Below are 12,723 nucleotides of genomic sequence, written 5' to 3'. Positions count from 1 at the left end.
TTCGAAAGTGAAAAATACTACTTTGGGAGTATTGGTCAAGTAAATTGAAATTTAAAAATTTAGGAAATTTAAACTTAAAATTACTGGAATATGGGTTTTGAGGTACTATTACCGACTGAAGCTTTAACTGAATATATTTCAGGTTACTTTTTGGTAGAAAATGACTTTGAAAACAAAAGCGAAGTTAAAATTTTTGAAAGTGGTACTTCCTTAGGAATTGTCGTCGGCAGACCTTTCGAGTTTGCTTTTCAAAAAATTGCCGAAGAATCCGAAGAAATGGGTCTCTACGACAAAATTTTTGTTTTTAACAACATTGGAAAAGAGAATACCTTAATTGTAAAAGGAAAAGTTGTTTTGGTTTTCATAGTGCTCACGCCCATTGGGCTGCAATATTTGGGCAATGGGGCTAGGGTCAATTTTCCAGGCGAATTTTTTCCATTAAGTAGATTAGGTATTCCCGTTTTCAACCTTATTATAAAACGGAAACTTCGGTTTTGTCAGGAAACCATGGAAGGAATTAAAGTAATAGAGCAGGAACTTTGCAGGTATTTCTTAAAACTGAAAGAAATACCTGATGATAGTGAGTATAAGTTGCAGGATCCTTTTTTGGGTTTGGGTTAAATCCCCCCAAGCCTAAAGGAACTGTAAAAAGTTAAGCCAATGAAATCTAAGTTTTTTCCTCCGAATCATCGCTTAAGCCCATTTATCAATGGTTATGTATATTGGGATGATAATGTGGCTGAATCCAGGGAGATATTGTTTACAGTAAAAGGTACAGCAAGTTTAAGCATTCCTTTGCACGATGATTTTACCTGCATTGTTTCAGGAAAAAACCTTAAAGAAAATTGCCTAGCCCACAAAGAGTCTGTGAAACCTGTTATCTATGGGCAAATGACCAGTTTTGGGAAAGTAAGGGTGGAAGGTCATGTTCAGTTGATATTTGTAATTTTCACCCCATTAGGATTGCATGCGTTTTTGAGAATGGATGCTCATTCTTATACAGATAAGATCATCTTCATGAAAAATATTGAAGGGGTTCATGTTGATGAGTTAAGAAACTTTCAATTTAAAAGACAAGCTTCTATTCAAACGAATATATCTTTACTGGATCAAGTTTTACTTAGGTCTTTTGACTTGAATTCAAACACTGGGAATCATTCAATACTGATTCCATTGGTTCAGGCATTACTGAAAACACATGGTACCATCTCGGTATATAAATTGGCTGAAATGGCTGGAGTGAGTACCAGAACTTTGGAACTTCATTTTAAAAAATTTATAGGATTAAGTCCAAAAACCTATTGCAGAATCGTCAGGTTCAATTCATTGATCCAACAATTGTCAGAAACTCCTCAACTGGATTCTTATGAGTGGATTGAAAAATATGGTTATTCCGATCAATCCCATTTTATCAAAGACTTTAAAGATTTTACTGGAATGTCTCCAATGAAGTATTTCAAAGATCCCAGCTGGGATGATTATGTCTTAAATAAAAGTATTTCAAAATAAATTAAATGCATTTCGCATTTTTACAATTATTATAAGATAATAGATGATATTTTTATAACATAAATCCAATACTTGATAATCGGGGTGATAAACAGGTATTATTTTTGGGGATACATTATCAACCACTTTTCATTTAAAAATCCGGTGCCATGGTACCGGATTTTTTTTATTTTCAATTAATGCAGTTAATTGTTGGATAAAATCAAAAATAACTGGATATGCTTAAAAATTCATTTTTTTTAAACTTAATTTTTTTGTTAAATATATCGATAAAATCATTTTTACAAAATTAAAATTTAATTTAAATAAAAAATTGAAATAAAATTTTTATTTATGGTAAAAATCACCTATTTTAATTTCAGATTGTTTTTTAAAGAAGGTAACAATTATGCGGATTACGGATATGCTATAGAAAATTGTTGATTTTTACCCTGACCACCATGAAAAATCTAAAAATTGCCATAGTCGATGATCATGAGCTTTTCCTTTATGGGATATCCTACATTTTGGAAAAAAATCTCGGCAGAAATAATTTTTTAAAATTTTCAGAAGCTAGGGAGGTGTTGAAATACCTGAGGAATGGTATGGTGATTGACTTTTTAATTGCTGATATTGATCTGCCTGATCTGGACGGGATCAAATTACTTTCCATTATTAAAAGGGAATTTGCTGATACAAAGGTACTTATTTTAAGTGCCGATGCTGACTTGAATACAGTGCAATTATGTAAAAATCTAGGGGCTGATGGGTATGTAACCAAAGATTGTTACCGGTCACAGCTTATCGATGCGATGACTGAAATAATGGAAGGTAGTACCTATTTTTTTGAAGTGGATCCGGGAAAAGTTGGAGTGGGTAGCAAGAATATTTACCAACATTTGGAAGCTGAATACGGTCTAACACAAAGGGAAATAGAGGTGTTGCAGTTGATTTTAAATGAATATGTTACACCTGAAATTGCTGAAAAACTGGGCTGCAGTGCTTTTACAATAAAAACCCATAGAAGGAATCTTTTCAAAAAACTGGGAATCAGAAACCTGACAGGATTGGTACATTTTATAGGAAATCTGGAGTTCCGCGAAATAGAAAAGTGAACTTGATGACCAATTGGGGCCAAAAATAGTACTTTGGTAGTATTTTTTCGAAACTAAAAATATCTGTTATTTAAATTTAATTTTTACAAACTTAAATTTTATCATTATGAAAAAATTAATTATAAAAAATTGTTTATCAATTTTTGTATTCTTAACAATTTTAATTTCTTGCCAAGAGTTGGCAGAATTTGATCAGTCTATAAAGGAAGATTCAAGTGTTGAATCCAGTGAAATGCTTTTTTTAGAACCGATTGAGAATCCAAATCTCACTATTATGTCAATGGATTGGTCCTGTGATGATAAATGCGTCACACCAAATACCACTCAAGCATTTAAAAAACGAGGTGAGTCACATTTGTCTTTTGGGCAACATATGAAGAAGGTGAATTTTATACTTTACAATACCTTTGACCAGTTTGTGATTGAGGTTAATACTTCTACATCAGATTTTAATTTTAAAGGAAATTTTGCGTTACGTAATTGAAGTAAATGGTCAATCATTTGTATTATCCAATATAAAAGTTGGGGAAATTGGGAAAATATCTATTCCACTTGGAAATGATTTTGAAGAATGCGAGGAAATGAATGTAGAAATCTTGCAGACAGGTTATGGTCAACCAATTAAAATTAATGAAAACTATAAATTGGTGAAAAAATGTGAACCATTGGATTTGTCACGAATTAGAAGAGGTAGCCCACTTTTAGGTGGAACTGTTGGTTCAATTCCGAGTGAAGAAAGAAATTACTATGTTGTATATAATGTTGTGAGGCGTAACAGTTTTATCCCATGGGGGTGCGCAGGTAAATTAATTGATTTTTCCAATAATACCATTTCGCCAACTCAAAATATATTAAATCAATGTCAAGAATTAATTACAGCAGCCCGATTAGTTGATGAATATGAAAATGATGGTTTTGATGATTGGGAACTCCCAACTTTAGAAGAATTTACATTTAGCTCGAATTTTTTACTTGGTTTGACTTTTTGGACATCTAAACAAGTAGACAAGGATCATGCAGTATTCTTATTTGGTACACCAACAGTTCCAGCAGAATTTATTGCAAATAAATCTGGTTCGGTTTCATCAGTTGTTGCAATGAGGAAAGTTTACATTGATTAATTTATATTTTTGCATTGAAGAAGTAAATCTTCGAATCTAATTTGAGTTATTTCTTTATCAATAGGTTAGAAAAACAGATAGCATTATCCAGTTTAAAAGAAAAATAAAATAAGGTATTATTAAAAAAAGCCGCATTTTTCATAGCGGCTTTTCTAATTCAAAACACGATGAATGATGCTTAACATCTCATTCTCAAATATTCCTACTCTATATCTCTCGTCTCTTGCTTCTACTTAAACGCCGCTATCCCCGTAATTTCATTGCCTAAAATCAACAAATGAATATCATGGGTGCCTTCGTAAGTGATTACTGACTCCAAATTCATCATGTGTCTCATAATAGGATAATCCCCCGTGATGCCCATGCCTCCGTGGATCTGCCTTGCTTCTCTGGCTATTTCCAGGGCCATGGCAACGTTATTTCTTTTGGCCAGGGAAATATGGGCAGTACTGGCTTTGCCTTCGTCCATCATCTTTCCTAGCCTCCAGTTGAGTAATTGGGCTTTGGTAATTTCTGTTAGCATCTCGGCCAGTTTTTTCTGCACCAATTGAAATGAGGCTATGGGTTTGTCAAACTGTATCCTTTCCATCGCATACCTTCTCGCAGAATCATAGCAGTCCATAGCTGCACCCACAGCTCCCCAAGCGATACCATATCGGGCTGAGTCCAGGCACATCAGGGGAGCACCCAAACCGCTTTTTCCCGGCAGTAAATTTTCTTTTGGGACTTTGACATTGTCAAAGACCAACTCACCTGTGCAGGAAGCCCGAAGGGACCATTTGTTGTGGGTTTCAGGCGTTGAAAAACCCTCCATACCTCTCTCTACGATCAATCCATGGATCCGGCCTTCTTCATTCTTGGCCCAAACTACCGCAATGTCTGCCTTGGGAGAATTGGAAATCCACATTTTGGCACCATTCAGGAGATAGTGGTCTCCCATATCCTTAAAATTGGTTTTCATCCCACTTGGATTTGAACCGTGGTCAGGTTCTGTCAGTCCGAAGCAACCCAACATTTCACCCGAGGCAAGCTTAGGCAGGAATCTCTTTCTTTGCTCCTCTGAGCCAAATTTATAAATCGGATACATGACCAGCGATCCCTGCACAGAGGCCGTGGATCGCATTCCCGAATCTCCTCTCTCTACTTCCTGCATGATCAGTCCATAGGAGATGTAGTCCAGACCACCACCGCCATATTCACTTGGGATTTGAGGGCCAAAAGCCCCTACATCTCCGAATTTTTTGACAATCTCATAAGGGAAGTGCGCATCCTGGGCCCATTCTTCTATATATGGGCTTATTTCTTTTTTGACAAAATCCCTGATAGAAGAGCGGATAAGCTTGTGCTCTTCAGTCAAAAGGTCATCTACCTGGTAAAAATCGACTCCTTCAAATAAATCCTGCTTGGATGACTTGTTTTGCGTGGATGTTTGCTCCATAAGTTATTTTGGTTAATTGCTAATTTAAATGGATTTTTACAGCCGAAAAGCCTTTTCCATGCCTGAAATAAATAAGAAGGCACTGAAAAAACTATTTAATCCAGCGAAATTTTAACTCATGAGCCCAGCAAATTACCCAAAAGACGTTTTAGAAAAAATCGAACTCCTTCAGGATAAATTCAAAGCTTCAGGACAGGACCTTTCTTCCTATCTCGAAGGCCTGCTATATGCGGATTACATGACCTATTGGGACTATATCAATCTGGACATGCTGCTTAGCTTACAACAGCCAAGAACATCCTTCAAAGACGAAAAAATCTTCATCATTTATCATCAGATTACGGAATTATACTTTAAGTTGATTATTTGGGAGCTGGAACAAATAGCTGAAAAACATGAGATTGATGCTGAGTTTTTCAAGCAAAGATTGGAAAGGGTAATCATGTATTTTGACCACCTTATTTCCTCTTTTGCAGTGATGTGGAAGGGTATGGAAAAAGAGCAGTTTCTGAAATTCAGAATGTCTTTGCTTCCTTCCAGCGGTTTTCAAAGTGCCCAATACAGGGTAATCGAAATTTTATCTACTGATGCCAAAAATCTTATCCACATAGAAAAGCGGTCTACTATAGGCGAGACAAAGGATACAGATTTGATTTTTGATAACCTTTATTGGCAGCAAGGTGCTGTAGAGTTGGCTACAGGGGAAAAGACGCTGACTCTTAAATCTTTTGAGAAAAAGTATGCCAAGGATCTGAAGGAATTGATCGAAAATTACAGATCCTCCAATATCTGGGAAAAATATATTTCCTGCAAAAACAAAGACGAGAAACTGAAGGAGTTGATGAAAACACTTGACCTTAAAGCGAATGTTTTCTGGCCTTTGGCCCATTACAAGTCTGCTGTCAGGTATTTACAAAAAGACCCTGTGGACATTGCTGCTACGGGAGGAACCAACTGGCAAAAATACCTGCCTCCAAGATTCCAAAAAGTCATCTTCTATCCCGAACTATGGACTGAAAAAGAAATGGATGAATGGGGCAAGGGCTGGGTAGTGAAGGAGATATTTGGGAAAGAAGAAGATTGATGAGTTACGATTTACGAAGTACGATTTACGAGGCTTTTGACTATAATCAGTTTATCGGTTCATCGATTTAACATTTGATGTTCATTATTTCAAAATTTCGAATAATGAATGATGAATAATGAATCAAGAAGTTAACAATTAACCTTTAACCTTTAACCCTTAACCCTTTAACAATCTAACTCTTAATCGATTAATCAACTACACAGTTCACCAGTTACACAGTTAAACAATTCAACAATTCCACAATTACCGTTTTAAGGATAAAAACCTTACACCATGAAAAAAGAAATTCAATTGCAGTTAAGTCCCGAAGAGGCTTATACTGCGGAACTGTTTGAAAAGGCAGCATTGAGAAAAATGGGGATTTCTCCGGCGGATTCGAATGTTTACGTAAGACAGACGAGACGTTCTATCGATGCCAGGGGCAGAAATGTGAAAATCAATGTTTCCGCTGAAGTTTTTGTCAATGAAGCACCAAAATCCATGTTGGAATTTCACCATGACTATCCCAATGTCAGCAATGCAGATCAAATCATCATTGTAGGTGCGGGGCCTGCCGGACTTTTTGCAGCGCTGAGAACCATAGAATTGGGAGTCAAGCCCATTGTCATTGAAAGGGGTAAAGATGTAAGAGCGCGAAGACGGGACCTGGCTGCCATTAATAAGGAACATATTGTAAACCCTGAATCCAATTATTGTTTTGGAGAGGGCGGTGCCGGAACTTATTCTGACGGGAAGCTGTACACCCGATCCAAAAAGAGGGGAGATATCCGAAGGATAATGGAGATCCTTGTGGCACATGGCGCCACGGAGGAAATTCTCGTAGAAGCGCATCCGCATATCGGTACCAATAAATTACCCAAACTGGTTGCAGATTTAAGGGAATCCATCTTACAGGCAGGGGGAGAAGTATTGTTTGATTCGAAGGTGGTAGATTTTATCCTCGAGGACAATGAGATGAAAGGAGTGGTACTGGCAGATGGAGAAAGGATCCTGGGAAAAGGAGTCATTCTGGCAACTGGCCATTCTGCCAGGGATATTTTTCATCTTTTGCATGATAGAAAAATCCTGATTGAAGCAAAACCATTCGCTTTGGGAGTTAGAATAGAGCATAGTCAAAACCTGATTGACAGAATACAATACAATTGTGCGGTGGATAGAGGGCCTAATTTGCCTGCTGCTGCATATTCCTTGGTCAGCCAGTCTATGTTTCATGGTAAACAGCGAGGAGTATTTTCATTTTGCATGTGTCCTGGAGGATTCATTGTTCCCGCGGCGACCTCACCCGGTGAGTTGGTGGTCAATGGCATGAGTCCAAGCCGAAGAGACAGTAAATATGCCAATTCAGGGATGGTTGTGGCCGTAGAACTGGAAGACCTGCCCCAATACCAAAAGCATGGAGCACTTGCTGCGATGGTCTTTCAGGCAGAGGTGGAACAAAAAGCCTGGGATTTTGGTGGAAAAACCCAAGTCGCACCTGCCCAACGCATGGTCGATTTTACTCAGAGGAAAGTCAGTTCTTCACTATTGGAAACCTCTTACCAACCAGGATTAAATGCAGTGGATATGCATGAGGTTTTGCCGGAATTTATTTCCGAGAGGCTGAGGCAGGGATTGTTGGCATTCGGGAAAAAAATGAAAGGATACCTGACCAACGAAGCCCAACTGATCGGTGTAGAAAGCAGGACTTCTTCCCCTGTGAGAATCCCTAGAGATAAAGAGACTTTTGAACACACTGTCATAAAGGGACTCTTTCCATGTGGGGAAGGGGCAGGATATGCAGGAGGAATTGTTTCCGCCGCTATGGATGGAGAAAGATGCGCAGAGAGGCTTATCGCTGAATATGTAAAGCGTTAATTTATTAAGATAAGTTATATCCAGGTTCCCAAGATTGAGTTTGCCCGTCATAAAGTGATTTATTGGCCAAAGCCACTACAATAGCTGTCTTTCCTGCATTGCTTACATTGGATTCTGGTAACTTATTTTCTGTCAGGCATCTATGGAAGTCTTCCAAAGCATAAAATGAACCGTCTCTTGTTGGTTGATCCAGGATTTTGACCCCTTTTTTGTCACTGGACCAAACCAGTTGCGTAGCACCGGACACGCCGTCTACTTGTTCCAGTTCTGCCCTGATTTCCGGCTCCGGATAGAAAACCCCTTCATTCATCAATAAGGAAACCATTCCTTTTGAGCCTTTGATCCTAAAGGCATAGCCTTCATATTCATTGCTACAGGTAGCCCCAAAATTTCCGATCATCCCCTCATTGTCATAGCGCAGCATGACCTGTACATTGTCAAAAGTTTCCCTTCCATCATCAAAATGATCGATACCACCCATTCCATGTATCTGGCTGGGAACGGTTTCAAAAGCCCAATTGATAAAATCAATCTGATGGGAGAGGAGCTCCGCTACCAAACCTCCTGAATATTCCCTGTACATTCTCCAATTGATCTGACGTTCCAATGATTCGTTCGGTACGGGTCTTCTCCAATTGTGATTCCTGTCCCAGCGAGCATCTATTTGGGTGACCTTTCCCAGCCATCCGCTTTGTATCATTTCCTTTACCTTGTAGTAAAGCGGTGAATACCTGTATTGATGTCCTACCTGTAAAACTTGGTTTGGGTAAGATTTGCTAAGTTGGTGAAGTTGCTGAGCCTGCTCAATATTAAATACCATTGTTTTCTCCAAAAACAGGTGTTTGCCTGATTCTAGTACAGCTTTGGCATGGTCGAAATGAAGAAAAAGCGGAGTCGCTACCAATACCACTTCGATTTCCTTATTACTTAAAAGCTGGCTGTAATCCTCATAATAGGCAATCCCAGTGGGGTACTTACTTTTGGCATTTTCTATCCTGAAGGGTAAGGTATCACAAATGCCAATGACCTCAAATCTGTCCGGCATGGATTTCATGACTGCATGCATTCCCGATCCCCGGTCTCCGTATCCGATGATCCCTACTTTGTATACCTTTTTTGGGTTTTTATCTTCAAATAAGCTTGAGCTGCCTGCCAAAGGTATGGCCGAACCGGCCATCAGTAGGGAACTCAGCCTTACAAATTCTCTTCTATCCAATTTTCTAGTTTTCTTGGGTTTAACCGTGCCAATATATAAAAGATTTTAAAACTTGGCGTTTGCTAATAAACAGATGGCAAAAGTGCTTGTTCAATTGGTAAATTATTATTGTATGACAATGCTTGACGTAGAGTTTTAATTCTGCGGAATTATCAGCAAAATTGAAAATTGAATGGAGGAGTAAATGAAATATGTAATCGTAGATATTGAAACGACCGGAGGGAATCCAACACAGGGTGGAATTACGGAAATAGCCGCATTGCTTTATGAAAATGGTATGGAAGTAGATAGGTTCCATTCCTTAATCAATCCGGAGCGATTCATCCCAGGCTTTATCACAGGGCTGACCGGAATTGATCAGGAAATGGTCAGGGATTCCCCTACATTTTCTGAAATCGCTGAGGAACTCTTTGATTTTCTGAAAGGAAACGTATTCGTAGCCCACAATGTCAATTTTGATTACAGCTTTATCCGCGAAGCTTTTAAAAAGTCAGGATTTCAATATGATGCTCCCAAACTTTGTACAGTGAGGTTGAGCAGAAAGGCCTTTCCTGGATTTCATTCCTACAGTTTGGGTCGGATCTGTGAACAATTGCATATCAAAATTTCCAATCGGCATAGGGCTTTTGGAGATGCTGAAGCTACTGCTATCCTCTTTGGATTGATTGAAAAAAAATCACCTGAAACTATTCTGTCCAGTCTGAAGCGCAACTCAGGGGAAAGCTTTTTGCCTCCTAATATTTCAAAGGAGAAATTCCTGAAAATACCTGAAGGCACGGGTATATATTATTTTCATGACAAAAATGGCAAAGTCATCTATGTCGGCAAAGCCCTTAATATCAGGGAAAGGTTTAAGGGCCACTTTTCAGGAAACTCCAAAGAAAAGCTCAACCTCAAATCTGAAATTCATGATATCAGCTGGCAATTGACCGGAAGTGAATTTTTGGCATATTTGATTGAACTTTTGGAAATCAAAAATTTATGGCCAAAATACAACAAGGCCTTGAAGTACAAATCCAGCAATTGGGCATTGTACCAATATGAAGATGGAGCGGGATTTATCAGGCTACAGGTAGCTAAAAATTCCAGACCTCAACAAGCTGTTTTTGAATTTGACTCACATTCAGAAGCATGGAAATTTTTGCTGGACAAAGTCGAAGAATTTGACCTTTGTCCCAAACTTGCTGGAATCCAAAAGACTCCAAATCAATGTTATGATTACAAAATCAACAAATGCAAGGGGGCTTGTTGCGGTAAAGAATCTTCCGAGGTTTATAATAAAAAAATAAATCAATTTATAGATTCAATAGAGTCAAACTATAAGTCTATATTGATTAGGGAAAAAGGTATTCATCCAAATGAGCACTCTGCTTTGTATTTTGAGAAAGGGGTATTTTCAGGCTATGGGTTTTTCGATGAAAATATGGAAGCTCAACAAGCTGAGTATATTATTGGGGCTTTACAGAAAGTAAAACACCAACCCGAAACCCGTTATATTTTGAGGTCATTTGTCACCAAAGTAAACCCTTCCCAAATACAGGTATTTTAACAATGATTATGTTTAGATTGCCATAATAGGCAAAGTCATCTTTAACTATTAAGAACAAATCAGGACAATAATCGCATACATTATTTTTTGCAAATACTCATTTTTTGATTTTTGATTAATTTAATATGAGTATCCAGATATTTGCACGTTGAACCTTAAGAACCAAAGCTTCAAGTTTACCATTAACTGTAAAATGAGACCTTGGAGGGTGGGACGAATTTCGACCGGGCCAGCGCAGGCCTTGAGCGTGGATAGGATTCGAAATTCTTGATTTTTTGGCTACTTTTTCATCAAAGCCTGTCCCGAAAATCGGGAGAAAAAGTAGCTTCATAATCAACTTTTGATCAGAATTTAGCAGAAAGAACTGGTTCAAAACGATAATTGGCTACATGTAATCAAGCGGATACTCATATAATTTAATCCACTATCACCGTGGCCACTGCACCTCCAGCCAAGGTCAATTGAGTGACATATTCACGGGTTTGAATGCTAAAATCCTTTTCCTCTTTGGACTCATTCAAAATCAAGACGACAATTTTTCCATCTGGTCTGAGAAAAGCCACATTCGGAATATTGTCTGGGATATTGCTGTCAATACGAATGGATCCGGGAAGCACAAATTTGCTAGCATGTGCAATGATGTAATAGGCCGGATTTCTGGTTACCTCATTTCCATCAATTGTGACGGCACCCAAGCACCTGCTGCAGCCTCCTCTGTCTGTAAATGGCGTAAGTTCTGGATTGGAGGTCAGGTTCCATTCCAATACGGTTCTCGCCCAATTTCTTGTTGCTCCGATGGTGAGATTTTTTGTATGCCATACAAGGTCACCAGCTAAATTTCCTGGAGCTCCAATCCACTGTTCTGTAAAATAGATATGTTTGTCAGGATGAGCTTGATGGACTTCTGAAAGTGCCTCAATCTCTCCTCCATAAAGGTGGAAAGCTGATCCATGAATGTATTTTTTTGCCTCGGGATCATCCAAAATCGTAATGGGATAGTCTGGTCTATCCGCATTGTGATCGTAAAGGATGATTTTGGTGCCCAACTCATATTCTTCAAATTTTGGCCCCAAATGATTTTTCACAAAGTCCCTTTGTTCCTCAGCCAACATCAGCAAGCTGGGATTATTGCCTGGATGTAAAGGTTCATTCTGTACTGTAATGGCATCTATGTGTATGCCTTCTTCTTTCATTTGCTGGATATATTTAACAAAATAAAGCGCATAGGTACCGTAGTTTTCTGGAAGCAATGATCCTCCTCTTGTGTCATTGTTGTCCTTCATCCAAGCCGGGGGAGACCAAGGAGAAGCCATCAAAGTGATATTCGGATTGATTTCAAGGATTTCTTTCAAAATAGGAATTACATCCTCCCTATCAGGACCTAAATCAAAGTTTGTCAATTCAGGATCAGACTCGTCTTCTTCCAAATCATGATAAGAAAACACCGTTCCGTTCAAGTCTGAAGCGGCAATACTTAATCTTAAGTAAGAAATGCCTATATCACTCTTTCCATCTCCAAACAATTCCAGTAACAACTCCTTTCTTTTATCCTTATCCATGCCCAAGAGGTGCATAGCAGAACCCTGACTTAAAGTGAAACCAAAGCCCTCAATTTCCTGAAACCGCATTTGATCATCAATCAAAATAGTTGGCTCTAAATTCGGATTCTGACTTAATACAATATTTTCTTGTTGTTGGAAAAGAATGTCTTTGCTGGGGACCGTTAGCCAAATTTCTGCTTCTTGATCTATTGAATTGGTGCAGGAGTAAAAGCTTCCTGAAATTAAGATGAGGAGTAAGAATAAATGTTTCATCTGGTTATTAAATGATTTATAGCGGCTATAAATGTACTGCA

General features: G+C 38.4%; 11 protein-coding genes. 8 read left to right on the top strand and 3 right to left on the bottom strand.

What is annotated here, in order from left to right:
• Positions 1–90: 90 nt before the first annotated feature.
• From EGN73_RS10730 to EGN73_RS10710, 5 genes are all read left to right on the top strand, one after another.
• Complete coding sequence (locus tag EGN73_RS10730) at positions 91–621, top strand: hypothetical protein (RefSeq protein WP_219289322.1); 531 nt, start codon at positions 91–93, stop codon at positions 619–621.
• A 39-nt stretch (positions 622–660) separates the two neighbouring features.
• On the top strand, positions 661–1,509 hold the full coding sequence (locus tag EGN73_RS10725; RefSeq protein WP_219289318.1) for a helix-turn-helix domain-containing protein: 849 nt from the start codon (positions 661–663) through the stop codon (positions 1,507–1,509).
• A gap of 440 nt (positions 1,510–1,949) precedes the next feature.
• Positions 1,950–2,603, top strand: a complete 654-nt coding sequence (locus EGN73_RS10720; RefSeq protein WP_219289315.1) for a response regulator transcription factor — start codon at positions 1,950–1,952, stop codon at positions 2,601–2,603.
• 106 nt (positions 2,604–2,709) lie between these two features.
• The gene (locus EGN73_RS10715) at positions 2,710–3,087 is read left to right on the top strand and encodes a hypothetical protein (protein WP_219289313.1); all 378 of its coding nucleotides are present in this window, start codon (positions 2,710–2,712) and stop codon (positions 3,085–3,087) included.
• Positions 3,071–3,724, top strand: coding sequence for a hypothetical protein (locus tag EGN73_RS10710; RefSeq protein WP_219289310.1), 654 nt, complete (start codon positions 3,071–3,073; stop codon positions 3,722–3,724). The genes EGN73_RS10715 and EGN73_RS10710 overlap by 17 nt, the downstream gene beginning before the upstream one ends.
• A 229-nt stretch (positions 3,725–3,953) precedes the next feature.
• Here the strand turns inward: EGN73_RS10710 and EGN73_RS10705 are convergent, their stop codons facing one another.
• Positions 3,954–5,162: an acyl-CoA dehydrogenase family protein gene (locus EGN73_RS10705; protein ID WP_219289307.1), complete on the bottom strand. Its 1,209-nt coding sequence runs from the start codon at positions 5,160–5,162 to the stop codon at positions 3,954–3,956.
• A gap of 118 nt (positions 5,163–5,280) precedes the next feature.
• On the opposite strand from EGN73_RS10705, the gene EGN73_RS10700 reads away from it, so the two are divergent.
• Positions 5,281–6,246 (top strand): tryptophan 2,3-dioxygenase family protein, encoded by a 966-nt coding sequence (locus tag EGN73_RS10700; RefSeq protein ID WP_219289304.1) that lies wholly within the window; start codon positions 5,281–5,283, stop codon positions 6,244–6,246.
• A gap of 276 nt (positions 6,247–6,522) precedes the next feature.
• On the top strand, positions 6,523–8,103 hold the full coding sequence (locus EGN73_RS10695) for an NAD(P)/FAD-dependent oxidoreductase (RefSeq protein WP_219289301.1): 1,581 nt from the start codon (positions 6,523–6,525) through the stop codon (positions 8,101–8,103).
• Between the two features lie 4 nt (positions 8,104–8,107).
• Here EGN73_RS10695 and EGN73_RS10690 read toward each other — a convergent pair whose 3' ends face one another.
• Entirely contained in the window at positions 8,108–9,319 is a 1,212-nt protein-coding gene (locus EGN73_RS10690; RefSeq protein ID WP_219289299.1) for a Gfo/Idh/MocA family protein, read from the bottom strand.
• 184 nt (positions 9,320–9,503) lie between these two features.
• Between EGN73_RS10690 and EGN73_RS10685 the strand changes: the two genes are divergently transcribed.
• Positions 9,504–10,868 carry an exonuclease domain-containing protein gene (locus tag EGN73_RS10685; RefSeq protein WP_219289296.1) on the top strand — a complete coding sequence of 455 codons (1,365 nt, stop codon included), beginning with the start codon at positions 9,504–9,506 and terminating at the stop codon, positions 10,866–10,868.
• A gap of 416 nt (positions 10,869–11,284) precedes the next feature.
• On the opposite strand, the gene EGN73_RS10680 is transcribed toward EGN73_RS10685, so the two are convergent.
• Entirely contained in the window at positions 11,285–12,682 is a 1,398-nt protein-coding gene (locus EGN73_RS10680; protein ID WP_219289293.1) for a glycoside hydrolase family 30 protein, read from the bottom strand.
• Positions 12,683–12,723 lie beyond the last annotated feature (41 nt).

The organism is Arthrospiribacter ruber, from assembly GCF_019343195.1.
Lineage (GTDB): Bacteria > Bacteroidota > Bacteroidia > Cytophagales > Cyclobacteriaceae > Arthrospiribacter > Arthrospiribacter ruber.
Note: the sequence above shows the minus strand (reverse complement) of the source record. Positions and strands in the feature narration are given on the sequence as shown.

Bases quoted from the DNA above. Each gene is read 5' to 3' on its own strand.
- EGN73_RS10730 (WP_219289322.1), top strand. From the start codon at position 91: ATGGGTTTTGAGGTACTATTACCGACTGAAGCTTTAACTGAATATATT.
- EGN73_RS10725 (WP_219289318.1), top strand. From the start codon at position 661: ATGAAATCTAAGTTTTTTCCTCCGAATCATCGCTTAAGCCCATTTATC.
- EGN73_RS10720 (WP_219289315.1), top strand. From the start codon at position 1,950: ATGAAAAATCTAAAAATTGCCATAGTCGATGATCATGAGCTTTTCCTT.
- EGN73_RS10715 (WP_219289313.1), top strand. From the start codon at position 2,710: ATGAAAAAATTAATTATAAAAAATTGTTTATCAATTTTTGTATTCTTA.
- EGN73_RS10705 (WP_219289307.1), bottom strand. From the start codon at position 5,162: ATGGAGCAAACATCCACGCAAAACAAGTCATCCAAGCAGGATTTATTT.
- EGN73_RS10700 (WP_219289304.1), top strand. From the start codon at position 5,281: ATGAGCCCAGCAAATTACCCAAAAGACGTTTTAGAAAAAATCGAACTC.
- EGN73_RS10695 (WP_219289301.1), top strand. From the start codon at position 6,523: ATGAAAAAAGAAATTCAATTGCAGTTAAGTCCCGAAGAGGCTTATACT.
- EGN73_RS10685 (WP_219289296.1), top strand. From the start codon at position 9,504: ATGAAATATGTAATCGTAGATATTGAAACGACCGGAGGGAATCCAACA.
- EGN73_RS10680 (WP_219289293.1), bottom strand. From the start codon at position 12,682: ATGAAACATTTATTCTTACTCCTCATCTTAATTTCAGGAAGCTTTTAC.